The sequence below is a fragment of the Devosia sp. genome (genome assembly GCF_028290435.1).
Taxonomy (GTDB): Bacteria; Pseudomonadota; Alphaproteobacteria; order Rhizobiales; family Devosiaceae; genus Devosia.
In genome coordinates this window covers 149,840-172,757 of record NZ_JAQGJV010000074.1, presented here as the reverse complement: position 1 = coordinate 172,757, position 22,918 = coordinate 149,840, and the positions used below count along the sequence as shown (strand labels likewise).

Sequence of the window (22,918 nt, the reverse complement as noted above, 5' to 3'; positions counted from 1 at the left end):
GGGAGAGGGTGGATCGGCAAAGCCGAGACGGGTGGGGGTGTTCTTAGGAGGAAACACATGACCGATACCATCATCGAGCAATCCATCGTCGAAGCCAGCAATGCCGAGCGCTTGGCTGACCTCAATGTCGATTATGACACGCTGGGCGAGCGGCTCGACCGTCGCGGTGTGGCCATTGACGAGATCAAGGCCAAGATCGCGGCGTTTTCCGTTGCCGTGCCCTCATGGGGCGTGGGCACGGGCGGGACACGGTTTGCACGCTTCCCGGGCATTGGCGAGCCGCGCGATATTTTTGACAAGATCGAGGATTGCGCCGTCATCGCGCAGCTGACGCAGGCGACCAAGACCGTGTCGTTGCATATTCCGTGGGACAAGGCTGATCCCAATCGTCTCAAGCAGGCGGCGTCGCGGTTTGGCCTCGGGTTCGACGCAATGAATTCCAACACGTTTGCCGACGCCAAGGGGCAGTTGCAGAGCTACAAGTTCGGCTCGCTGGCGGCTTATCAAAAAGGGACGCGCAGCCAGGCGATCGAGCATAATCTGGAATGCATCGAGATCGGCCAGACCATCGGCTCCAAGGCGCTGACGGTGTGGATCGGCGACGGCTCCAACTTCCCCGGCCAGGTCAATTTCACCAAGCAATTCGAGTTCTATCTCGAGGCGATGAAGTCGATCTATGCCGAGCTGCCGGACGATTGGCGGCTTTATACCGAACACAAAATGTATGAGCCGGCGTTCTATTCGACGGTCGTGCAGGATTGGGGCACCAATTACCTGATCGCCAAGGAACTGGGCGACAAGGCGTTCTGCCTGGTCGATCTGGGGCACCACGCGCCGAATGTGAACATCGAGATGATCGTGGCGCGGCTGGCTCAGTTTGGGAAACTCGGTGGGTTCCACTTCAACGACAGCAAGTATGGCGATGACGATCTGGATGCGGGTTCGATCGATCCGTATCGGCTGTTCTTGGTGTTCAACGAGTTGGTGGATGCTGAGAATCGGTATGCGGATTTCAACCCGGCGCACATGCTGGACCAGTCGCACAATGTGACTGATCCGATCGAGTCGCTGATGCTGTCGGCGACGGAAGTGCAGCGGGCTTATGCGCAGTCGCTGATCGTGGATCGCAAGGCGTTGGAAGGGTATCAGGTCGGCAATGACGCGCTGGCGGCGACGCAGACGCTGAAGCAGGCGTTCCGCACGGACGTGGAGCCGATTTTGGCGATGGCGCGGCTGGAGGCCGGTGGGGCCATCGATCCGGTGGCGGCGTATCGGCAGGCTGGGTATCGGGCGAAGGTCGGGGAAATCCGGCCGGCGGTTGAGGCTGGGTCGAGCGGGATCGTCTGATCCTGCGCTCAGCAGATCACCCCTACTACCTCCCCCATCAAGGGGGAGGTTTCTCTCCACCCGTTGAACTCAATCGGAGTCCCGCCCACCAGCAGACACCTCCCCCTTGATGGGGGAGGCTGGGAGGGGGTGTCTCACAAACGCCGGCTTAAGCGCTTGAGATGCCGCGACCTGACGGCTTGCCGATTGATCTCGGGATGGGCCCCGGCCTTCGCCGGGGTGACACCGAGTGTGTTGAGCCTGCCGGGCGAAGCCTGTTACTTCATCACCGGGAACTGGAACTCAGCCCCGTCCTTGATGCCCAAGGGCCAGCGCGCGGTCACCGTCTTCACCCGGGTCCAGAAGCGGATCGAGTCGGTGCCGTACTGGTTCAAATCCCCGAACGAGCTGGCCTTCCAGCCGCCGAAGCTGTGATAGGCGACCGGGACCGGGACGGGCACATTGATGCCCACCATGCCCACATTGACGCGGGTGGCGAAGTCGCGGGCGGCGTCGCCGTCGCGGGTGAAGATGGCGGTGCCATTGCCGTAGGGGTTGTCCATGGTCAGCTTGAGGGCTTCATCATAGGTCTTGGCGCGGACGACCGAGAGGACGGGGCCGAAGATTTCTTCCTTGTAGATGTCCATATCGGCGGTGACGTGGTCGAACAGCGTGGCGCCGACGAAGTAGCCGTTTTCATAGCCCTGTAGCGAGAGGCCGCGGCCGTCGACGGCAAGGATGGCGCCCTGCTCCACGCCTTTGTCGATGAGGCCGAGCACGCGCTCCTTGGCGGCGGCGGTGATCAGCGGACCCATTTCAGTGGCCCTGTCGGTCGCGGGGCCGACCTTGAGCTTTTCGATGCGCGGGCGCAAAGCGGCGATGATCTTGTCGGCGGTGGCGTCGCCCACGGGGACGGCGACCGAGACGGCCATGCAGCGTTCGCCGGCAGCGCCGTAGCCGGCGCCCATCAGGGCATCGGCGGCTTTTTCCATATCGGCATCAGGCATGATGATCATGTGGTTCTTGGCGCCGCCAAAGGCCTGGACGCGCTTGCCGTGGGCGGCAGCGGTTGCGTAGACGTAGCGGGCAATTGGGGTGGAACCGACGAATGAAACGGCGTCGATGCCCTCATGGGCGAGGATGCCGTCGACGGTCGGCTTACCGCCCTGCACGACGTTGAGAACGCCCTTGGGCAGGCCGGCTTCGAGCATGAGTTCGGCTAGCTTGACGGGCACGGAGGGGTCGCGCTCCGACGGCTTCAGGATGAAGGCATTGCCGGCCATGATCGCGGGCGCGAGCATCCAAAGTGGGATCATCGCGGGGAAATTGAACGGGGTGATGCCGGCGCCGACGCCGACCGGCTGGCGCATGGAATACATGTCGATGCCCGGGCCGGCGCCTTCGGTGAATTCGCCCTTGAGCAGGTGCGGACCGCCGGTGACGAATTCGGCGACTTCGAGGCCGCGCATGATGTCGCCCTTGGCGTCATCGAAGGTCTTGCCGTGTTCAGCACTGAGCAGTTCGGCCAAGGCGTCAATGTCGCGATTGAGCAGGGCGACGAAGTTGAAGAAGACGCGGGCGCGGCGCTGCGGATTGGTGGCGGCCCAGGCGGGCTGGGCGGCGAGCGCCGAGGCGACGGTGGCGTCGAGATCAGCCTGCGTGGCGAGCGCCACGCGGGCCTGCACTTCGCCGGTCGCCGGATTGAACACGTCCTGGTACTCGGCGCTGTTGCCGGTGGTTTCGACGCCGTCGATGAAATGGCCGATCGTGCGCATGCGCTCTCCTCTTGTTGGGGAGCAGTCATGCCGCTATAAATTTTGCGGAGCAACACGATATATTTTCCATCGGTTGTGCGGAAAGTGTAGCGCAATGAATTGGGACGATGTGCGGATTTTCCTCGCCGTGGCGCGGCAAGGGCAGATTCTGGGGGCCGCCAAGGCGCTGGCGCTCAACCATGCCACTGTGGCGCGGCGGCTGACAGCACTGGAGGAGGCGCTGGGGGCGCGGCTGTTCGTGCGCAAGACCAATGGCAGCGACCTGTCGTCGGAAGGCGAGAAATTCCTCATCCATGCGGAGCGCATCGAAAGCGAGATGCTGGCGGCGCGTGAGGCGGCGGGGGCGGATAGCGGTATTGCGGGGACTGTGCGGGTTGGGGCGCCGGACGGGTTCGGGGTGGCGTTTCTGGCGCCGCGCATTGGGGAACTGGTCGAGCGGCATCAGGGGCTGCGCATCGAACTGGTGCCGGTGCCGCGCACGTTCTCGCTGTCGCGGCGGGAGGCCGATATCGCGGTGACGCTGGAGCGACCGAGCGAAGGGCGGCTGGTGGCGCTCAAACTAACTGATTATCGGCTGGGGCTTTATGCTTCGACGGATTACCTGGCGCGGCATGGCGCGCCGGAAACGCTGGCCGATCTGGGGCGCCATCGGCTGGTGGGGTATGTGGAGGATTTGTTGTTCACCGCATCGCTCGACTACACCGCCGAGTTCCTCAAGGGCTGGCGCTCCAGCATCGCCGTGTCGTCGGCCATGGGGCAGACCGAAGCGGTGCGAGCGGGCGCGGGCATCGGCATCCTGCACGGGTTCATGGCGCGGGGCGATGACGCGCTGGTGCCGGTGCTGCCCGAGCACACGCTCAAGCGCAGCTATTGGACCGTGGTGCACGAGGATTTGCGGATGATTCGCAGGGTGGCTGTCGTGGCCGAATTCCTGAGCGAAGTTGTGGCGCGAGAGCGGGCGATTTTCGCTTAATCAGCCCTCCCCGCGCAACGGCGCGGTGGCCGCCACGATCCAATCGCGGAAGGCGCGAATCTTGGGGGAGTTGCGGCGAGTCTCGGGGTAGACCAGATAATAGCCGTGGCCATCGGTGGCCAGCAGGTCGAAGGGCTGGATGAGGCGCCCGGAGGCCAGTTCATCGCGGTAAAACCCAGCAGACAGCATGGCAATACCGCGCCCCGCAACGGCTGCCGCCGCCTCCAGGTTCTGCGATCCGAGGAGGCTGATCGGCCGTTGGGGCACGGTACGATCCTTGACACCGGCCTGTTCGAACCACAGCTCAAACCAGTCGTCCCCGCTGTTGACGAAGGGCAGTTTCAACAGGTCCGCCGGCTGGCGAATGCCGCCGATGGTCGCGGCGAGGCCGGGGCTCAGCATGGGGGTAAAGTCGGCCTTGATCAGCAGATGGCCGACCAAGCCGGGCAGTATCTTGCGCGTGCCGCGAATGACCACGTCGATCTCGTCAGCGGCAAAATCGGTCAGCCGCACGTCGCTTTCGATACGCACCGCAATGTCGGGATGATCGACCTGGAACAGGCCGACATTCTGCGCCAGCCAGTGGCTGGCAAAGATGGGCACCGAGGAAATGGCGAGCGTGCCATCGGCGCGGCCGCGCGTATCGGCGAAGGCCTCGCGCATTGTATCGAAGGCTCTGGTGACTTCGGGGCCCAGTTTTGCCCCCAACTCGCTGAGCGCGATCTGGCGCGGTTTGCGCAGGAATAGCGGCGCGCCGACGCGCTCCTCAAGCAACTTGATCTGGTAGCTGACGGCGGCCTGGGTCATGCCCAGCTCATCGGCGGCCTTGGTGAAACTGAGGTGCCGCGCAGTCGCCTCGAAGGCGCGGATGGCGGTCAATGGCGGCAGCGACTGGCTCATGATGCATAACCTCTCCTTATGCATGGTAATCGAGCTTCGATTGGATAACCAGCCTGCAAAGGCCTAAATCTGGTGCATCGGAATGGATAGGAGGCGGCCCGACATAAGGGCCGTTAGAGCTATGACCTTGATCGCATCATCTCATGCCCAGCCGTGCAAGCCCACTCTCTTCGCCCGCCTGGGAGCCTGGCTGGCTACGCGGCCGACGCGCCGGCAGCGCCAGACCACAGTCGATCTTCGCTTTGCTTCGGAGAGTTTGCAGCGCGATCTTGGCATCGATCGACTGACTTTAACCGAGCGCCGCTGGTAGCGGCGGCGCTTGATCGCCGGGTGCAATCGGCTAGAAATGGGCAATGCACAAGACCACGCCCGCCACCGTCGCCATCACCAAGACCGGCCTGCCGTTCGCGCTGGCCACCTATGAGTATGACCCCGATGCCGACCGCGTCGGCTTGCAGGCGGCAGAGGCGATGGGAGTGGAACCCGGCGCGGTGTTCAAGACGCTGATGGCCGAAGTCGACGGCAAGCCGGTGTGTGTAGTGGTGCCGTCGGACGAAGAAGTGAACATGAAAAAGCTCGCTGCCGCGGTTGGCGGCAAGCATGCGGCGATGATGAAGCCCGTCGATGCAGAGCGGCTGACCGGCTACAAGGTGGGCGGCATCAGCCCGTTCGGACAGAAGCGCAAGGTGCCTACGGTGATCGAAGAAACCGTGGTGCTGCTGGACGAGATTTTCATGAATGGCGGGCAGCGCGGCTTGCAGGTGCGCATGAAGCCCGATGACGCCATCGCGGCGCTGGACGCGAAGCCCGCAGACGTCATTCGCTGAGCCCAGAAAGACAAAAGGCGCCCGCATGGACGCCTTCATCTACGGCACTGAAATCAGATCGATTACTGAGCAAGCTTGCCGGTAGCAATCGCCTTGAAGTCGGCGCGGGTGATACCCAGGTCATTGAGCTGGCGGTTGTCGAGATTGCTGAGCTCGCGCATCGTGCGCTGATACTGGGCGAATTGTGCAAGGCGTTGGCGGATGGTCATTTTCATTTCCCCTTCGGTTGATGGCCCTTATCTATGGCCGCGGGGTCGTGATTAGAAGATGGACTCTATGCACATCTATTATGCATTTGGCGCACAAGAATGAGGCAGGACGTTCACACTGGATTCAGGTTTCGGAGTCCCAGAAAAGACAAAAGGCGCCCGAATGGACGCCTTCATCTTCAGCTTTGGTAGAGAGTGTCCGGCTTAGCGAGCAGCGCGGGCAACGGCCTTGATATCGACGCGGCTGATGCCGAGATCGTTGAGCTGGCGGTTGTCGAGAGCGTTCAGCTCACGGACGGTCTGCTGATACTGAGCGAACTGAGCAAGTTTCTGGCGGATGTTCATTTCAAATTCCCCTTCTGTTTGGTGGCCTATATCTAGGGCTGTTATTGCCGACCGGGTAGATAGAGTTATGTCACAACAGCCATGCAATATTCGAAGGTTAACGCACCCTTAATCCGGTTAATTGGCGTATCCTCGCTCCGGCCCTTGACCTTCCCATGATGGGAACCTCTATATGCTGTGGGACGAGGTGAAATCATGACTGATACAGAACTGCAGACCCGACCCATTTCCATCGATATCGAGGGCATGACCTGCGCATCCTGCGTGGCGCGCGTCGAGAAGGCGCTGCTCAAGGTACCGTCCGTGACATCGGCATCGGTCAACCTGGCGACCGAGCGCGCCACGGTGCGCCTGGCCGATACCAGCAATGTGGACGCGCTGCTCAAGGCGGTCGAGAAGGCTGGCTATAGTGGCAAGCAGACCGACCACAGCCATCATATGCATGGCGGCCACCAGCATCATGACGAGGACGCGGGCGTGCTCAAGCGCGATGTCACCATCGCCGCGGTGCTGACGCTGCCGCTGTTCGTGCTGGAAATGGGCAGCCACTTCTTCATGGACTTCCACATGGCACTGCTGAGCCTGGTGCCGCAGCAGGCGCTGTATATCGCCTATTTCGTGCTCGCCAGCATTGTGCTGTTCGTGCCCGGCTGGCGCTTTTTCAAGATCGGTATTCCGGCGCTGTTGCGCGGGGCGCCAGAGATGAACTCGCTGGTCGCGCTGGGGGCCGGCGCGGCCTACCTGTTCTCGGTGGTGGTGACGTTCGCGCCGCAATGGCTGCCGGCGCAGACACAGTATGTCTATTACGAATCCGCCGCCGTGATCGTGACGCTGATCCTGGTTGGGCGGTTGCTGGAGGCGCTGGCCAAGGGGCGCACCGGCGAAGCTATTCAAAGGCTGGTGCGCGAGCAGGCCAAGACCGCGCAGGTGCAGCGGACTGGCCAAGTGGTCGAGCTGCCGATCGAGCAGGTGGTGGCCGGCGATATCATCGTGGTGCGGCCGGGCGAGAAGATCGCCACCGATGGCGAGATTGTCGACGGGCAGAGCAATATCGATGAGTCGATGATTTCAGGCGAGCCCCTGCCCGTCTCCAAGGGCGTCGGCGCTCTGGTGGTGGGCGGCACGCTCAATACGTCGGGCAGCTTCAATTTCCGGGCCACCAAGGTGGGCGGGGATACCATGCTGGCGCAGATCATCCGCATGGTCGAGGAAGCGCAGGGCGGCAAGCTGCCGATCCAGGCCACGGTGGACAAGATCACAATGTGGTTCGTGCCGGCGGTGATTGCGCTGGCGGTGCTGACCTTTGGCGTCTGGGCGATCTGGGGGCCGGAGCCGGCTTATGTGTTCGGCATGGTCAACGCGGTCGCGGTGCTGATCATCGCTTGCCCGTGTGCCATGGGGCTGGCGACGCCGACCTCGATCATGGTCGGGACTGGCCGGGCGGCGGAACTGGGCGTGCTGTTCCGCAAGAGCCAAGCGCTGCAGCAGTTGCGCGACGTGACGGTGGTGGCCTTCGACAAGACCGGCACGCTGACCAAGGGCACGCCGGAGCTGACCGATATCATTCTCGACGATGATTTCGAGCATGATGAAGTGCTGGCGCTGGTGGCGGCGGTGGAGGCGCGGTCGGAGCATCCTATCGGGGCGGCTATCGTGGCGGCGGCGGAAAAGGCTGGGCTGACGTTGGGCGAGGTGACGGAGTTCGATTCGGTGCCGGGCCGCGGTGTGCAGGCCCGCGTGGACGGACGGCTGGTGGCCATCGGGGCGCAGCGGCAGTTTGCTCATCTCGATTTCACCGATTTCGATGCGGCAACGCAGAAGCTGGCCGATGAGGGCAAGACGCCGGTGTTTGCGGTGATTGATGACAAGCTGGCGGCTGCAATCGTGGTAGCCGACACCATCAAGCCAACCAGCAAGGCGGTGATCGCGGCGCTGCATGCCAAGGGCATCAAGACGGCGATGATTTCGGGCGACAATCGGCGGACGGCCGAGGCGATCGCGCGGTTGTTGGGCATTGATGAGGTGCGGGCGGAGGTGTTGCCGGCGGGCAAGATCGAGGCGCTGGCGTCGCTGCGGCAAGGTGGGCGGAAGGTGGCTTATGTCGGGGACGGCATCAATGATGCGCCGGCTTTGGCGGCGGCCGATATCGGCATCGCGGTGGGCACCGGCACGGATGCCGCTATCGAGAGCGCCGACGTGGTGCTGCTCGGCGGCGACCTCAAGGGTGTGCTCGACGCCATCGCGGTGAGCCGGGCTACCATGAAGAACATCTGGGAAAACCTGTTCTGGGCGTTTGGCTACAATGTGGTGTTGATCCCGGTCGCGGCGGGGGTGTTGTTCCCGGCTTTCGGCGTGCTGCTGTCGCCGATGATCGGGGCCGGGGCGATGGCGCTGTCGAGCGTCTTCGTGGTCGGCAATGCGCAACGCCTGCGCGGTGTGAAAGGAGCAAAGCTATGAATATCGGAGAGGCCTCGAGCGCCACGGGCGTGTCGGCCAAGATGATCCGCTATTACGAATCCATCGGGCTGATCCGCGCGCCGCTACGCACGGAAAGCAATTACCGGGTTTATAGCAGTGATGAGGTGCACACGCTGCGCTTCGTAAAACGGGCCCGAACGCTGGGGTTTTCGGTCGAGGAAACGGCGACGCTGCTGGGGCTGTGGCAGGACAAGGAGCGCGCCAGCGCCGAGGTCAAATCCATCGCCACCGGTCACATCGGGGCGCTGGAAACCAAGATCGTCGAGCTGCAAAGCATGGTGAAGACGCTGAAACACCTGGCCAATTGCTGCGGTGGCGACGAGCGGCCGAATTGCCCGATCTTGGATGATCTGGCGGGCGAAACAATCAAGACGAAAGGACATTGAGATGAGTGAAAAGACGGTTTTTGCAGTGAACGACATGACGTGTGGTCATTGCGTCGGGACGGTGAAGCGGGCGCTGGAAGAGGCGTTTCCAGGGGCAGCGGTTTCGGTGGATTTGGCGACGCATAGGGCGGAGTTCGTGGGGGATGCGGACAAGGGCGCGGAGGCTATTCGCGAGGCGGGGTATACGCCGGAAGCGGTTTAGGTTGGGCGGACCCGACCTCCGAGTTCGCTGAGGTCACCCCCTCCTACCTCCCCCATCAAGGGGGAGGTTTCTCTCCACTCTTGGGGCTCGATCCAATTCAACCCACCGGCAGACACCTCCCCCTTGATGGGGGAGGCTGGGAGGGGGTGTTTCGCTGGCACGATCGGTCGATGGACTTCCCCACAAAAAGAAAGGGCGCCCCAAGGCGCCCTTTCCGTACTCTGATCCTGCCCGATCAGAATGGGCTGGAGGCGTCGAGGAAACCGGCTGCATTGTCCTTGGTGATCAGGGTCGAGTCGAGGACGTAGCGGCCCGAAACCTGGACACCGCTGACAAGGTGCGCAGTGGTCAACTCGATAGCCGTGGCGATCATGGCCGGGCTGTAGCTGACGTCGACGGGAGTCAGCTTGTCGCCAGCGGCAACGGCCTGGATGATCTGCTGCATGCCGGCGCCGCCCACGACGAACATGTCGTTCTCACGGCCAGCCTGCTTGATGGCTTCGATGGCGCCCAGGGAGATGTCGTCGTCCTGCGTCCACACGCCCTTGATATCGGGGAAGCGCGTCAGGAAGTCCTGCATCACCTTGAAGCCGTCATCGCGGTTCCAGTTGGCGAATTCGTCGTCCAGCACCTTCAGATTGGTGTCCTTGATGCCGGCCATGAAGCCGTCGAAGCGCTGCTGATCGATCGGGATCGGCAAGCCGCGCAGGATGACGATGTTGCCGCCATCCGGCAGCGCTTCCTTGAAGTAGGCAGCGGCATTGGCGCCGAGGCCCGGATTGTCACCGGCGACATAGAGGTTTTCCACGCCATTGATCGAGAGCTGGCGATCGACGACGGTGACGAACTTGCCAGCGTCTTTGACCTGCTTGATCGCCGAGGTCATCGCGTCCGGATCGCCGGGCAGGATGACGAGCGCATCGATGCCGCGGGTGGCGACCATGTCTTCGATATCGGCGATCTGCTTGGGCGCATCAGGGGCCGAAGCGAAGACGAATTCGGCGTTCGGATAGGTCACCTTGAGGCGATCGATCGCCTGCTGGGCGAAGTAGTTCACGCCGCCAGTCCAGCCGTGGTCGGCTGCCGGTACGGAAACGCCGATCACGACCTTGTCCTGTGCCACGGCGATGCCGCCGAGGCTGCCGACGACAACCGCCGCCGCCAATAGAGTTTTTGCCAGTTTCATTGCAGTCCTCCCGTAAGTGCCCATTGTTGGGCGATGTAAATTGTTAGTCGCCTAGCTGGTGAGGCGTTCGCGTTGCAGCAGCACGGCGAGAATGATGATGACGCCTTGGAACGCCCCATTGAGGTAGGGGCTGATCAGGCTTTGCAGGTTGAGGATATTGCCGATGAGACCGAGGATGACGACGCCAACCACGGTGCCCCAGATGCGGCCATAGCCGCCCTTGAGGGTGGTGCCGCCGATGATGACGCCGGCAATGGCTTCGAGTTCCCAGAGCACGCCGGTGGTGCTTGAGGCCGAGCCGAGGCGCGGCACATAGAGCAGCACGGCGACGCCGACGAGCACGCCCTGCAGGATGTAGGTCAGGAGGCGCACGTTATCGACATTGATCGAGGAATAGCGGGCAACCTGCTCGCTGGAGCCGATAGCGGCGCAATAGCGGCCGAAGGCGGTGCGGCGCATGACGATTTCGCCGGCAATCGCCACGACGGCGAAGACGATGATCGGCCACGGCACGCCCAGCACGCCATCGTAATAGACGGGGCGGTAGACGTCGGCGACGTTGAAATTGAGCGACAGCGTGCCGCCATTGGCGAGGAAGGTGACCAGCGAGCGGAAGATGCCCATGGTGCCCAGCGTGACGATAAAGGCTTCGATGCGGCCGCGCGTAATCATCAAGCCGTTGAAAACGCCCGCGACGCCGCCGAGCAGGATGCCCGCCAACATGCCGGCGAGGACCACGCCCCAGCCGATGCCCATGGTGGGGATCAGCCAGTTCATCACCATGATCATGACGCCGGCAATAACCGCCGCCATGGAGCCGACAGACAGATCGAGCCCGCCGGCGGTGATGACGAAAGTCGCGCCGATGGCGATGATGCCGATGAAGGACGAGCGCGCCAGCACGTTGGTAAGATTGCTGTAGCTCAGGAAATTCTCGTTGAGCGTAATGCCGAGCAGCACCAGCAGAGCCAGCGCCAGCAGCGGGCCGGCTGTTTTCAAATCGATGCGGAAGCCACGCCGGGGCTTTGCCGCTGTATCAGGCGCTGATGCGCTCATCGTTTCCACTCTGCTTGATGCCCGCGGCGTACCGCATGATTTCGGATTCGGTGATTTCGGCGCCTTCGAGAACGCCGGCCACGCGCCCTCCGCGCATGACCACCACGCGATGACTGAGGCCGATCACTTCCTGCAGCTCCGAGGAGATGAGGATGATCGATTTACCTTCGGCGGCGAGCGCCGCGATGATGTGATAAATCTGCTGCTTGGTGCCGACATCGATGCCGCGCGTCGGCTCATCCATGATGATGATGTCGGGCTCGCTCTCCATGGTCTTGCCCAGCATCAGCTTCTGCTGATTGCCGCCCGACAGGCGGCCGACGGCGACGGAGGCATCACGCGCACGGATGTCGAAACGGCGCACCGCGCGCTCCAGCGCTCGGGTTTCGCTGGCGCTGTCGAGGAAGCCGGCGCGGAGATGTTTTTTGACTGTGAGTAGGGTCAGGTTGGGACGCAGGCCCATATTGAGCAGCAGGCCCTTACCCTTGCGGTCCTTGGTCATGTAGGCGAGGCCGGCATCGACGGACTGTACCACGCGGGTAAAGTCGACCGGCTTGCCGTCGAGCGTGATATCGCCGCCGGTGCGGTGGGTCAGGCCCACTATGGCTTCGGCCACGGCCGTGCGGCCGGAGCCGATCAGCCCGGCAAAGCCGAGGATTTCGCCGCGGCGCAGGTCGAAGTAGACATCGCTGACGCCGGCTGCGCTGAGATTGCGCACGGTGAGGACGGCGGGCGCATCGACATCGGGCTCGTGCTTGGGCGGATAGAGGTTGGACAGTTCGCGGCCCACCATCATCTGGGCGATGGAGTCGGGCGTTAGGGCCTCGGTACCCACGGTGGCGATCAACTGGCCGTCGCGCAGCACGGTGACGCGCTGGGCCAGTTCCATGATTTCGTTGAGCTTGTGCGAGATGAAGATCACCGCGACGCCGCGCGCGGTGAGGCGGCGGATCTGCTCGAACAGCGTCTGGGTTTCGCCGACGGAGAGCACGGCTGTCGGCTCATCCATAATCAGCACGCGAGCATCGCGACTGATGGCCTTGGCGATTTCCACCATCTGCTTGTCGGCGACCGAGAGCGTGTTGATGCGCGCATCGGGATCGACATGGACGTGCAGCGTTTCCATGACGGCAGCGGCGCGCTTGCGCATCTCGCGGACGTCGAGAAAACCGAATTTCTTGAGTTCGCGGCCGAGAAAGATCGAGTCTGCCACCGTCAGGTGTTCGGCCAGGTTCATTTCCTGGTGGATGAGGACGATGCCCATGGCTTCGGCGGCGCCATTGGGCGGCAGCACGACGGTCTGGCCATCGTAGATGATTGAGCCCGAAGTGGGCTGTTCGAGGCCGGACAGAATCTTGATCAGCGTCGACTTGCCGGCGCCATTTTCGCCAATGACGGCATGAACTTCGCCGGGGCGAATATCGAAATCAATGCTGAACAGTACCGGGATTTCGCCGAAGGATTTGCTGACGCGGCTGGCGGCCAAAATTATAGGCGCGCTTTCGCCGACACTGCTCGCCATTGACCTGAACCCCTCCCCTGACGCGGCTGGCTTGGCGCCTGCTCATTCGTCCCGTGATCACCGATGTAAAGGTTTTCATGAATCATGTAAAGGTTTACATAGATGCAAATCTGTATAAGCCTCGCACAATTGATGTCGCGCGGTTCAAAGGGCCTGCTAAGAGGCTCGCGCCGCGATGGGTGCCCCAACCCCGACACGAGACCGCGCGGGGTGGAGCGCAGCGTGCAGCACCAGAAACTGGCCACCATCGAGGATGTCGCGGCGCTGGCCGGCGTGTCGATCGCCACGGTCAGCCGGGCTATCAACGAGCCGACCAAGGTGGCCGACGCCACGCGCCGCAAGGTGACGGAGGCGGTCGCCAAGACTGGCTACACCACCAACGCGATGGCGCGCTCGCTGCGGATGCGCCGCAGCAACATGATCCTGATTCTCGCGCCCGACGTGGGCGACCCAAATTTTTCCAATATCCTCGTCGGGCTCGAAACCGAGGCCAGCAAGCGCGGCTATGGGGTGCTGATCGGCAATACGCAGAACGATCCGACCCGCGAGACCGACTATCTGCGCTTCATCAGTTCCAACCAGGCCGACGGGTTGATCCTGTTCACCGGGCACCTACCCTATGGCTTCGGCCAGGAGGGTGGCGAAGCGCGGCTGCCGGCGATGGTGGCGGTCAACGAGCCGGTGGCCAATGCGGACGTGCCGTTCGTTGGGGTGGACAACTTCGAGGGTTCGCGGGTGGCCGCGGAGCACCTGATTTCGCAGGGCCACCGCCGCATCGCCTTTATCGGCCACTCGACCAGCAAGGCGGTCAACATGCTGCGCGAACAGGGTTATCGCGCGGCGTTGCAGGCGGCCCGGATCGAGGTCGATCCACGCATGATCCTGGATGGGGACGGCACGACGGAGAGCGGGCGCGCGGCTGCCGAGCATATGTTCGTGCGCGATGTGCTGCCGAGCGCGTTCCTCTGTGTCAACGACGCAACGGCGCTTGGGGTGATCATCTCGCTGAACACGCGCAAGTATGACCTGCCGCGTGATTTTTCGATCATGGGGTTCGACGATATTTCCTTCGCCAGCTTCGTGACCCCGGCGTTGACGACGATGAAGCAGCCGCGGCTGAAAATCGGCGAGAAGGCGATGGACCTGCTGTTGGCGCTGCTGGAAGGCAAGCCGCCGAAGGAGCCGGAAGTGTTGCTGCGGGCGGAACTGATCGTGCGGAATTCAGTGAGCCGGCCGGGGTATGAGCGGTAATATTCTGTGCTGCTCCATTGCGCCGTCATTCCCGCGTCCGCGGGAATGACGGCGTGGGTGGGGGAGCGTGGCCGTGGGAATGTCCGGCTTAAGGCGCCGGGTGCTTGGTCAGCCAGTCCTGCATCCAGGCGATTTCACTTTCCTGGGCGGTGATGATCTCTTGCGCCAGTTTCTTGATCTCGGGATCGGTGCCGTGCTCCAGCACGACCTTGGCCATGGCGATGGCGCCCTGGTGGTGGGGAATCATGCCGCGGACGAAATCGATATCGGCGTCGCCGGAATAGTCGATCTCCATGGCGGAATGCATGTCCATGTTGGCGGCCTTGTAGGCCTTGGTCGCGGCGCTGTCGGTGGCCATGGCGCCGTGATCCATTTTCATTTCCTGCGCGGCGACGGGCAGAACGAGGGCCAGGATGAGAGCGGATGCGAGCAGCAAGGGTTTCATGGGCGTTCTCCTTTTAGGATGGTGCGGCGGTTGTGCGGTGTTGACCCATGGGAAGGTCAAGCCCGCAGGCGCATCAGAGTTTTTCGCGGCAGAACAGTGCGTGGGTTGAACAAATCATATGAACGTGTATTCATATGTCACGAAGCAACACGGATCGACCATGACCGCTCACGACCATAGCGCCCACGAGCATGACCATTCTGGGCACGACCATGCCGGGGATGATCACGCTGGCCACGATCATGGCCATGAAGGGCATAGCCACGCGCCTGCCGTCAGCAGCACCAACGAAAAAGTGGTGCTGGCCGGGCTGGTGCTGACGGCAGGGTTCATGGTGGTCGAAATCATCGGCGGCGCCATGTCGGGCTCGCTGGCGCTGATTGCCGATGCCGGGCACATGCTGACCGATGCTGCAGCGCTTGCGCTGGCCTGGACCGGGTTTCGGCTGGGGCGGCGGGCTTCGGACGGCAAACGCACCTTCGGGTATCTGCGGTTCGAGGTGGTGGCGGGGTTTGTCAACGCGCTGGCGCTGCTGGGGCTAACGGTGTGGATCGTCTACGAGGCGGCGATGCGGCTGCTGTCGGGCGAGGGTCATATCCTGGCCGGGCCCATGCTGGCGGTCGCGGTTGCGGGGCTCATCGTCAACGGATTGGTGTTTTTCATCCTGACGCGGGGCGACAAGGAGCACATCAATATCAAGGGCGCCATGCTGCATGTGGTCGGCGATATGCTGGGCTCGGTCGCGGCCATTGGCGCAGCGATCGTGATCTGGTTTACCGGCTGGACGCCGATCGATCCGATCCTGTCGGTGCTGCTCTCGGCGCTGATTTTGCGCAGCGGCTGGTCGCTGCTCAAGAGTTCGCTCAATATCCTTATGGAGGGGGTGCCGGGCAATGTGGTGATCGATGAGGTGCGGGGTGCGCTGTCATCGGTGGAGGGCGTCAAGGCCATTTCTCACATGCATATCTGGTCGATCACCTCGGGCAAACCGGCGGCGACGCTGGAACTGTCGCTCGCCGACGGTGCCGACGCGGCGGCCACGACCGAGCGGGTCAAGGCGGTGTTGGCCGAGCGCTATGCCATCGGCCACGCGACAGTGGAAATCGACTGGCGCGGTTCGGTTGGCACATGTCCCCTGCCCCAGGCGACACAGCCGGTTCACGCGCATTCGCATTGACATAATGGGGCGGAATTGTTAGTTAAGGCTATGCTTAACCAACAGTCGCACCCGAATCTTGATCTCATGTTCCAGGCTCTTGCCGATCCGACGCGACGGGGCATGGTCGAGCGGTTGAGCCGTGGCCCGGTGTCGGTCAGCGAATTGGCCAAGCCGTTCGCGATGAGCCTGCCGGCCGTGGTGCAGCATTTGCAGATGCTGGAGGCCAGCGGGCTGGTCAGCTCCGAAAAGGTGGGGCGGGTGCGCACGGTGCGCATTGAGGCGGAGGCGCTGAGCCAGGCCGAACAATGGATCAACGAACGCCGCACCAATTGGGTCAAGCGGCTGGACCGGCTGGGCGATTTCCTCGCCGCTACCGCAGACGAAGAGCCCGAGAGCAAGGCGTGAAAACCATTCTGCTCGTGGGCGTCGGCACCGGCAATCCGGAGCATGTGACCATTCAGGCCATCAACGCGCTCAACCGCGCCGATGTGTTGCTTATCCCCGACAAGGGCGAGAGCAAGGGCGAGCTGGCGCAGTTGCGCCGCGATATCGTGCGGCGGTATGTGACCAATCCGGCGAGCCGATCGGTAGAGTTTGCGCCGCCGGTGCGCGATGCGGGCACGCCCGATTATGCCGAGCGAGTGGCAGACTGGCACGGCGAGTTGGCACGGCAGTTTGGAGACTTGCTGGATCAGCATGTCGGCGACGGCGGTGTTGCGGCGTTTCTGGTGTGGGGCGATCCGGGACTTTATGACAGCACGATCCGGATTTTCGACCGGCTGCGAGCCGATGCGCCGGATGCTTATGGGCTCGAGATTATTCCGGGGATCAGCAGCATCCAGGCACTGACGGCCGCCCATGGTATTGCGCTGAACCGGATTGGCGAGCCGGTGCATATCACCACCGGGCGGCGGCTGGCGCAGGGCGACCGGCATGGGGATACGCTGGTGATGCTCGACGGGCAGGCGGCGTTTGCTGGTGTGGATGCGGAACTGGATATCTTCTGGGGTGCGTATTTGGGAACGGCCGATGAACTGCTGATCAGCGGGCGGCTGCGCGATGTGGCTGAGCGTATCATTGAGACGCGCCGGTTGGCGCGTGAGCGGCATGGCTGGATCATGGATACGTATCTGCTGCGGGCGCGGGAGTAGCGCGGCCAATCGTTGGATCGGGGCATCACCCCCTCCTACCTCCCCCATCAAGGGGGAGGTTTCTCTCCACTCTTGAGACTCGATAGCGTTCAACCCACAAGACGGCACCTCCCCCTTGATGGGGGAGGATGGGAGGGGGTGTGGTTAGCCCCTATCTCTGCATCGCGCACTTTGTCCCCGAACGGTGATCGTATAAAGATCAAACCCCGATCTGCCGGAACTGTCTTTTGACCCAGCTTAACCTTGCACCATCAGCGTCAAGCCCTGCCCGCGACCAGCGCCGCGGCGCCTGTCCAACGTTGCGCGAGCCGATGCAGACTGACGACGGGCTATTGGCGCGGTTGCGGCCGGTGGGGGGCGTGATCTCGCCGCACCAGTTGCGGGCCGTGGCGGACTTGGCTGAGCGGTTTGGCAATGGGCAGATTGAGGTTACTGCGCGGGGCAATCTGCAGGTGCGAGGGCTGCGGGCCGACGTTGTGGCGGAGTTTGCGCAGGGTATCGAGGCTGTCGTCGCCATTGAAAGCGGGTTGGTGATCGAGACATCGCCACTCGCGGGGCTTGATGGACATGAAATTGCCGATCCACGGCCGCTGGCGGAGGCGATCCGGCTTGCGGTTGCCGATGGCGCGCTGGAGGCAGCGCTTGGGCCCAAGGTTACAGTCGTGGTCGATGGCGGCGGGTGCATCGGGCGCGATGAACTGGCGGCTGACATACGGCTGACGGCGGTGGGTTCTGCGGACGCGCCGATGTGGGCGCTTGAGGTGGGGGGACAAGGAACTGGCCTGCTTCGGGCGGAAGATGCGGCGGGGGCGGTTTGGGCGGCACTCAGTTTGATCGCCGGGCTCGGGCCGCTTGGGCGAGGGCGCGATCTGGATGGGAGGGCCTTGTACCAAGCCCTCGCGCCGATCCTCGTTGCAGGGGCGCCGCAACATCCCCCTGCCCGGCTGACCCAGGATCGGATCGCGCTGGCCGATGGGCGCGCTGGCGCGGCTGTGGGCCTGGCGTTTGGCGCGGCAAATGCGGCGACGTTGAGCGCATTGGCGAATGCAGCGCAGGCGGTCGGCATAGCGGAGTTTCATCTGGCGCCGCAGCATCAGTTGATTGCCATTTGTGCAACGGAGGCTGATGCGGCGCGCTTTGCGCAGGCGGCGGGGACGCTGGGCTTCATCACTACCTCGGCCGATCCGCGCGGTGCGGTGAGCGCTTGCATTGGCAGCGAGGGCTGTGCGTCAGGCACGATCGCGGCGCGGCGCGTGGCGGAAACGCTGACGCGGGCGGAACCCGAATTTTTCGATGGCTCGTTTGCGCTGCATGTGTCGGGGTGTGCCAAGGGCTGCGCGCATCCGGGTCCGGCGCTGCTGACGCTGGTGGGCAATGAGGACGGGGTAGACCTCGTCGTGGATGGCAGTGCGAAAGGAGCGCCGGCATTGCGCATGGCGAGCGACGCCGTGCCGCTGGCCATGGAGCGGCTCGCGACGCTGTGGCGCGACGAACGAAAGCTGGGAGAATCCGTCGCTTCGTGCTTCAAGCGGCTCGGCGCGGCCTCGATCGCCGCGACGGTTCAGCAAGGACGGCAATGACAGACTACGACTACATCAAGGATGGTGACGCGATCTATCGAGCGTCGTTCGCCATCATCCGGGCGGAGGCCGATTTTTCGGGCTTTTCGCCGGAGGAGACCGACGTCGCCGTCCGCATGGTGCACGCCGCTGGATTGGTGGAGGCGGCGCGGCAGTTCGTGTTCGGGGCCGGATTTGTGGCAGCGGCGCGGGCAGCACTCCAGAGCGGCGCGCCGATCCTGTGCGATGCGGAAATGGTGGCGCGAGGCGTGACGGCGGCGCGGTTGCCGGCGAATAATGAGGTCATCTGCACGCTGCGCGATCCGCGTACTCCGGGTATCGCTGCAGAAATCGGCAATACGCGTTCGGCGGCGGCGTTGCGGCTGTGGGTGGAGCGCATGGAGGGTTCAGTGGTGGCCATCGGCAATGCGCCGACAGCGCTGTTTCACCTGCTTGAGTTGCTGCGCGATGGCGCACCAAAGCCGGCGGCCATTCTGGGGATGCCGGTGGGATTTGTGGGCGCAGCGGAATCCAAGGATGCGCTGGCGGACAATTCATACGGCGTGCCGTTCGCTATCGTGCGCGGACGGCTGGGGGGCAGCGCGATTACCGCGGCGGCGCTGAATGCGCTGGCGAGGCCGGGGCTGTGAGCGGGCGTTTGATCGGGGTCGGGACTGGGCCGGGCGATCCGGAATTGCTGACGCTCAAGGCGGTGCGGGCCATCGAGCGCGCCGATGTGGTGGCGTATTTCGCCAAGCGCGGCAATGCCAGCAATGCGCGGGCCATCGTTGCCGATTTGCTCAAGAGGCAGATCGAGGAGCCCCTGCACTATCCGGTGACCACGGAAGTGGCGCGGGAGCATGCAGATTACACCTCGGCCATCGATGGGTTTTATGCCGAGGCGGCGGAGCGGGTCGCGGGGCATCTCAGCGCCGGCCGCACGGTGGCAGTGTTGAGCGAGGGCGATCCGCTGTTTTATGGCTCGTATATGCATCTTCATGTGCGGCTGGCGACGCGGTTCGAGACCGAGGTTATTCCGGGCATTACCGCCATGTCGGGCTGCTGGTCGCAGGCCGGGATGCCGCTGGTGCAGGGCGACGATATTTTGAGCGTGCTTCCCGGTACTTTGGGCCAGGCCGAACTGACGCGACGGCTGGGTGATACCGGCGGGGCGGTGATCATGAAGGTTGGGCGGAACTTGCCGAAGATACGCCGTGCTATCGCGGAGGCCGGCAAGCTGGATAGCGCGATCTATGTCGAGCGCGGCACGATGGCGAGTGGGTATTCGATGCGGCTCGCTGACAAGCCGGATGATGAGGCACCCTACTTTGCCCTGATCTTGGTGCCTGGCTGGGCGGCGCGGCCATGAGTGGGAAGTTGGTTATTGTTGGGCTTGGGCCGGGCAGTCCTGAACAGATCACGCCGCAGGCCAGCGCAGCTGTGGCGGCGGCGGAAGTGTTTTTTGGTTATGGGCCGTATCTCGACCGGTTGGCGCTGCGGCCCGATCAGAGGCGCGTCGCTTCGGACAATCGCGAGGAGCTGAGCCGCGCCAAGGCGGCGCTGCATGCGGCGGCGGGCGGGGCGCATGTCTGCGTCGTTTCGGGGGGCGATCCGGGGGTTTTCGCCATGGCGGCGGCCGTGTGCGAGGCGATCGAGGAGGATGTGGAATCCTGGCGCGAAATCGACCTCGAAGTGGTGCCCGGCGTGACCGCGATGCTGGCGGTAGCGGCGCGGGCGGGGGCGCCGCTGGGGCATGATTTCTGTGCGATTTCGCTGTCGGACAATCTCAAGCCGTGGGCGGTGATCGAGCAGCGCTTGCGGGCCGTGGCAACGGCGGGGCTGGTGATCGCGCTCTATAATCCGATCAGCCGGGCGCGGCCGTGGCAGCTTGGCTCGGCCTTCGCCATTCTGCGCGAAGTGTTGCCGTGGACCACGCCGGTGATTTTCGGGCGGGCGGCCGGGCGGCCGGACGAAGCGATTGCGGTGACCACGCTGGCCGACGCCGACGCGACGCGCGCCGACATGGCGACATGCGTCATCATTGGCTCGGCAGAGACGCGCCTCATCGAACGGCCGGGGCGGCAACCGCTGGTGTATTCACCGCGTGCGAGCGGAGCGACGCCGTGAGGTGGCTGTCTATCGTGGGCATTGGCGAGGACGGGATTGCGGGGCTCGGCGAAGCTGCCTGCAAGCGTATTGCCGATGCCGATGTCGTTTTCGGCGGCGCAAGGCATCTGGAATTGGCGGGGGCCATCATCACCGGGGAGAGGCGGTCGTGGGATAGCCCATTCATGCGCTCGATCGAGGCGGTGCTGTCAGAGCAAGGGCGCGCGGTTTGCGTGTTGGCTTCCGGCGATCCGTTTCACTACGGCGTTGGGGCGACGCTGTCGCACCATGTCGATGCTGCCGAAATGGATGTGTTCCCGCATCCATCCTCATTCAGCCTCGCGGCGGCGCGGTTGGGCTGGCCGCTGCAGGATGTCGTCTGCCTGTCTCTGCATGGGCGGCCGATGGAGCTGATCCGGCCGCACCTGTATGATGGGGCGCGTATTTTGGCGCTGACATCCGACGGCGACGGTCCGGCAGGTCTGGCGAAGTTGCTCGACAGTAGCGGGTTTGGTCGCTCGATCATCACCGTGCTGGAGTCCCTGGGCGGACCTGACGAGCAGATCAAGGGCGCGGTTGCCTCGCGATTCACGCTGGACCAAATCAATCCGCTAAACATCTGCGCCATCGATGTGGTGACGGTTCCCGGCGCGCGCGTGCTGACGTTGGCGGCGGGGTTGGACGATGCGTTGTTCGAGCATGACGGGCAGATCACCAAACGCGAGGTTCGGGCGCTGACGCTTTCGGCGCTGGCGCCGCGGCGGGGTGAATTGTTGTGGGATATTGGCGCGGGTTCGGGCTCGGTCGGCATTGAGTGGATGCTGGCTGATGTGAGCTTGCGCACTATTGCTATTGAGGCGGACGCTGAGCGGGTGGCGCGGATCGGGCGCAATGCGGCGATGTTCGGGGTTCCTGATTTGCGAGTGGTTCACGGCGCGGCTCCAGCGGCGCTTGCCGACCTCCCGCAGCCGGCTGCTATCTTTGTTGGCGGTGGCGGGACGGAGCCGGGTGTGATTGAGGCTGTTATCGCTGCCCTGCCCTCAGGCGGGCGGCTGGTGGCCAATGCGGTGACGACACAAATGGAGGCGCTGCTGCTAGCCCGGCATGGCGAACTCGGTGGGCAACTGACCCGCATCGCCATCGACCGCGCTGCGCCGATTGGCGGCATGACGGGGTGGCGGCCGGCGATGCCGATTACACAGTGGAACTGGATCAAGCCATGACGGTGCATTTCATCGGCGCTGGGCCCGGCGCGGCGGATTTGATCACCGTGCGCGGACGCGACCTGTTGGCGCGGTGCCCGGTATGTCTCTATGCGGGCTCGATCGTGCCGAAGGAATTGCTGGCTTATTGCCCGACGAATGCGCGGATCGTTGATACGGCGCCGCTATCGCTGGATGACATCGAGGCGGAATATGCGGCGTCAGAGGCGGCTGGGCTGGACGTGGCGCGGCTGCATTCGGGCGATCTGTCGGTGTGGAGCGCGGTGGCCGAGCAGATCAGGCGGCTGGAGCGGCTGGGGATTGGCTATACGCTAACGCCGGGTGTTCCCGCCTTCGCGGCTGCGGCGGCGACGCTGGGGCGGGAGCTGACCATTCCGGGGCTGGCGCAAAGCCTGGTGCTGACGCGTGTTTCAGGACGTGCGTCACCGATGCCGGCTGATGAAACGCTGGCGGGCTTTGGCGCGACCGGAGCGACGCTGGCGATCCATCTGGCAATCCATGCGCTGGATCGGGTAGTGGCAGAATTGACGCCGATCTATGGGGCGGATTGCCCGGTGGCGATTGTCGCGCGGGCATCGTGGCCGGATGAGCGGGTGGTGCGGGGCACGCTGGGGGATATCGAGGCGCAGGTCGCCAGCGACCCGATCGAACGGACGGCGATCATCTTTGTCGGCCCCGGCCTGGAGGCCGAGGATTTTCGCGAAAGTGCGCTCTACGATCCGGATTATCAACGGCGGTTTCGCGGGCGAGATTAGTCGCCCGCCTGGACGCACCGCCACGCGAATTTGGAGTGGTCTTGCGGTTTCCAAGCATCCGCAGCGTCATTCCCGCGAAAGCGG

The 22,918-nt window shown here is 63.6% G+C and carries 24 protein-coding genes; 16 read left to right on the top strand and 8 right to left on the bottom strand.

The features are described 5' to 3' along the window. Positions 1 to 57 precede the first annotated feature (57 nt). Complete coding sequence (rhaI, locus tag JWP26_RS16165) at positions 58 to 1,347, top strand: L-rhamnose catabolism isomerase (protein ID WP_299729939.1); 1,290 nt, start codon at positions 58 to 60, stop codon at positions 1,345 to 1,347. 257 nt (positions 1,348 to 1,604) lie between these two features. Here the strand turns inward: rhaI and JWP26_RS16160 are convergent, their stop codons facing one another. Beyond that, positions 1,605 to 3,101, bottom strand: coding sequence for a CoA-acylating methylmalonate-semialdehyde dehydrogenase (locus JWP26_RS16160; protein ID WP_299729936.1), 1,497 nt, complete (start codon positions 3,099 to 3,101; stop codon positions 1,605 to 1,607). A 94-nt stretch (positions 3,102 to 3,195) separates the two neighbouring features. Between JWP26_RS16160 and JWP26_RS16155 the strand changes: the two genes are divergently transcribed. After that, positions 3,196 to 4,074, top strand: coding sequence for a LysR family transcriptional regulator (locus JWP26_RS16155; protein WP_299729933.1), 879 nt, complete (start codon positions 3,196 to 3,198; stop codon positions 4,072 to 4,074). On the opposite strand, the gene JWP26_RS16150 is transcribed toward JWP26_RS16155, so the two are convergent. Next, on the bottom strand, positions 4,075 to 4,974 hold the full coding sequence (locus JWP26_RS16150) for a LysR substrate-binding domain-containing protein (RefSeq protein ID WP_299729930.1): 900 nt from the start codon (positions 4,972 to 4,974) through the stop codon (positions 4,075 to 4,077). It abuts the gene before it with no gap. Between the two features lie 353 nt (positions 4,975 to 5,327). On the opposite strand from JWP26_RS16150, the gene ybaK reads away from it, so the two are divergent. Further along, a complete protein-coding gene (gene ybaK, locus JWP26_RS16145) occupies positions 5,328 to 5,801 on the top strand; it encodes a Cys-tRNA(Pro) deacylase (protein WP_299729927.1) in 474 nt (157 codons plus the stop codon). 62 nt (positions 5,802 to 5,863) lie between these two features. On the opposite strand, the gene JWP26_RS16140 is transcribed toward ybaK, so the two are convergent. Together JWP26_RS16140 and JWP26_RS16135 are read right to left on the bottom strand one after the other, a co-directional pair. Continuing rightward, entirely contained in the window at positions 5,864 to 6,010 is a 147-nt protein-coding gene (locus JWP26_RS16140; protein ID WP_299729924.1) for a DUF1127 domain-containing protein, read from the bottom strand. A gap of 204 nt (positions 6,011 to 6,214) precedes the next feature. Next, a complete protein-coding gene (locus JWP26_RS16135; RefSeq protein ID WP_299729921.1) occupies positions 6,215 to 6,355 on the bottom strand; it encodes a DUF1127 domain-containing protein in 141 nt (46 codons plus the stop codon). Between the two features lie 195 nt (positions 6,356 to 6,550). Here JWP26_RS16135 and JWP26_RS16130 point away from each other — a divergent pair, with 195 nt between their 5' ends. From JWP26_RS16130 to JWP26_RS16120, 3 genes are read left to right on the top strand one after another with little or no spacing between them, the layout of a single operon-like run. After that, positions 6,551 to 8,812 (top strand): heavy metal translocating P-type ATPase, encoded by a 2,262-nt coding sequence (locus tag JWP26_RS16130; RefSeq protein WP_299729918.1) that lies wholly within the window; start codon positions 6,551 to 6,553, stop codon positions 8,810 to 8,812. Then, positions 8,809 to 9,219, top strand: coding sequence for a Cu(I)-responsive transcriptional regulator (gene cueR, locus JWP26_RS16125; RefSeq protein ID WP_299729915.1), 411 nt, complete (start codon positions 8,809 to 8,811; stop codon positions 9,217 to 9,219). The genes JWP26_RS16130 and cueR overlap by 4 nt, the downstream gene beginning before the upstream one ends. A 1-nt stretch (position 9,220) precedes the next feature. Beyond that, positions 9,221 to 9,421, top strand: coding sequence for a heavy-metal-associated domain-containing protein (locus tag JWP26_RS16120; protein ID WP_299729912.1), 201 nt, complete (start codon positions 9,221 to 9,223; stop codon positions 9,419 to 9,421). A 235-nt stretch (positions 9,422 to 9,656) separates the two neighbouring features. Here JWP26_RS16120 and JWP26_RS16115 read toward each other — a convergent pair whose 3' ends face one another. The 3 genes from JWP26_RS16115 to JWP26_RS16105 are packed head-to-tail and all read right to left on the bottom strand — an operon-like array spanning position 9,657 to position 13,185. Next, a complete protein-coding gene (locus JWP26_RS16115) occupies positions 9,657 to 10,607 on the bottom strand; it encodes a substrate-binding domain-containing protein (protein WP_299729909.1) in 951 nt (316 codons plus the stop codon). Positions 10,608 to 10,658: 51 nt separating this feature from the next. Then, entirely contained in the window at positions 10,659 to 11,663 is a 1,005-nt protein-coding gene (locus JWP26_RS16110; RefSeq protein WP_299729906.1) for an ABC transporter permease, read from the bottom strand. Beyond that, positions 11,644 to 13,185, bottom strand: a complete 1,542-nt coding sequence (locus JWP26_RS16105; protein WP_299729903.1) for a sugar ABC transporter ATP-binding protein — start codon at positions 13,183 to 13,185, stop codon at positions 11,644 to 11,646. Before JWP26_RS16105 ends, JWP26_RS16110 begins: the two co-directional genes overlap by 20 nt. A 222-nt stretch (positions 13,186 to 13,407) precedes the next feature. On the opposite strand from JWP26_RS16105, the gene JWP26_RS16100 reads away from it, so the two are divergent. Then, positions 13,408 to 14,436: a LacI family DNA-binding transcriptional regulator gene (locus JWP26_RS16100; protein ID WP_299729900.1), complete on the top strand. Its 1,029-nt coding sequence runs from the start codon at positions 13,408 to 13,410 to the stop codon at positions 14,434 to 14,436. 88 nt (positions 14,437 to 14,524) lie between these two features. On the opposite strand, the gene JWP26_RS16095 is transcribed toward JWP26_RS16100, so the two are convergent. After that, positions 14,525 to 14,881, bottom strand: coding sequence for a DUF305 domain-containing protein (locus JWP26_RS16095; protein ID WP_299729897.1), 357 nt, complete (start codon positions 14,879 to 14,881; stop codon positions 14,525 to 14,527). A 160-nt stretch (positions 14,882 to 15,041) separates the two neighbouring features. Between JWP26_RS16095 and JWP26_RS16090 the strand changes: the two genes are divergently transcribed. The 9 genes from JWP26_RS16090 (at position 15,042) to cobM (ending at position 22,834) form a co-directional block, all read left to right on the top strand. Next, positions 15,042 to 16,058: a cation diffusion facilitator family transporter gene (locus JWP26_RS16090; protein ID WP_299729895.1), complete on the top strand. Its 1,017-nt coding sequence runs from the start codon at positions 15,042 to 15,044 to the stop codon at positions 16,056 to 16,058. Between the two features lie 30 nt (positions 16,059 to 16,088). Continuing rightward, complete coding sequence (locus JWP26_RS16085) at positions 16,089 to 16,445, top strand: metalloregulator ArsR/SmtB family transcription factor (protein ID WP_299729893.1); 357 nt, start codon at positions 16,089 to 16,091, stop codon at positions 16,443 to 16,445. Then, on the top strand, positions 16,442 to 17,191 hold the full coding sequence (gene cobF / locus JWP26_RS16080; RefSeq protein ID WP_299729891.1) for a precorrin-6A synthase (deacetylating): 750 nt from the start codon (positions 16,442 to 16,444) through the stop codon (positions 17,189 to 17,191). Before JWP26_RS16085 ends, cobF begins: the two co-directional genes overlap by 4 nt. 227 nt (positions 17,192 to 17,418) lie before the next feature. Beyond that, a complete protein-coding gene (gene cobG / locus JWP26_RS16075; RefSeq protein WP_299729889.1) occupies positions 17,419 to 18,771 on the top strand; it encodes a precorrin-3B synthase in 1,353 nt (450 codons plus the stop codon). Further along, positions 18,768 to 19,400 carry a precorrin-8X methylmutase gene (locus JWP26_RS16070; RefSeq protein ID WP_299729886.1) on the top strand — a complete coding sequence of 211 codons (633 nt, stop codon included), beginning with the start codon at positions 18,768 to 18,770 and terminating at the stop codon, positions 19,398 to 19,400. The genes cobG and JWP26_RS16070 overlap by 4 nt, the downstream gene beginning before the upstream one ends. Then, entirely contained in the window at positions 19,397 to 20,119 is a 723-nt protein-coding gene (locus JWP26_RS16065) for a precorrin-2 C(20)-methyltransferase (RefSeq protein WP_299729883.1), read from the top strand. Before JWP26_RS16070 ends, JWP26_RS16065 begins: the two co-directional genes overlap by 4 nt. Continuing rightward, positions 20,116 to 20,877 carry a precorrin-3B C(17)-methyltransferase gene (locus JWP26_RS16060; protein WP_299729880.1) on the top strand — a complete coding sequence of 254 codons (762 nt, stop codon included), beginning with the start codon at positions 20,116 to 20,118 and terminating at the stop codon, positions 20,875 to 20,877. Before JWP26_RS16065 ends, JWP26_RS16060 begins: the two co-directional genes overlap by 4 nt. Next, a complete protein-coding gene (cbiE, locus tag JWP26_RS16055) occupies positions 20,874 to 22,079 on the top strand; it encodes a precorrin-6y C5,15-methyltransferase (decarboxylating) subunit CbiE (protein WP_299729877.1) in 1,206 nt (401 codons plus the stop codon). Before JWP26_RS16060 ends, cbiE begins: the two co-directional genes overlap by 4 nt. Further along, the gene (cobM, locus tag JWP26_RS16050; RefSeq protein ID WP_299729874.1) at positions 22,076 to 22,834 is read left to right on the top strand and encodes a precorrin-4 C(11)-methyltransferase; all 759 of its coding nucleotides are present in this window, start codon (positions 22,076 to 22,078) and stop codon (positions 22,832 to 22,834) included. The genes cbiE and cobM overlap by 4 nt, the downstream gene beginning before the upstream one ends. Positions 22,835 to 22,918: the final 84 nt, after the last annotated feature.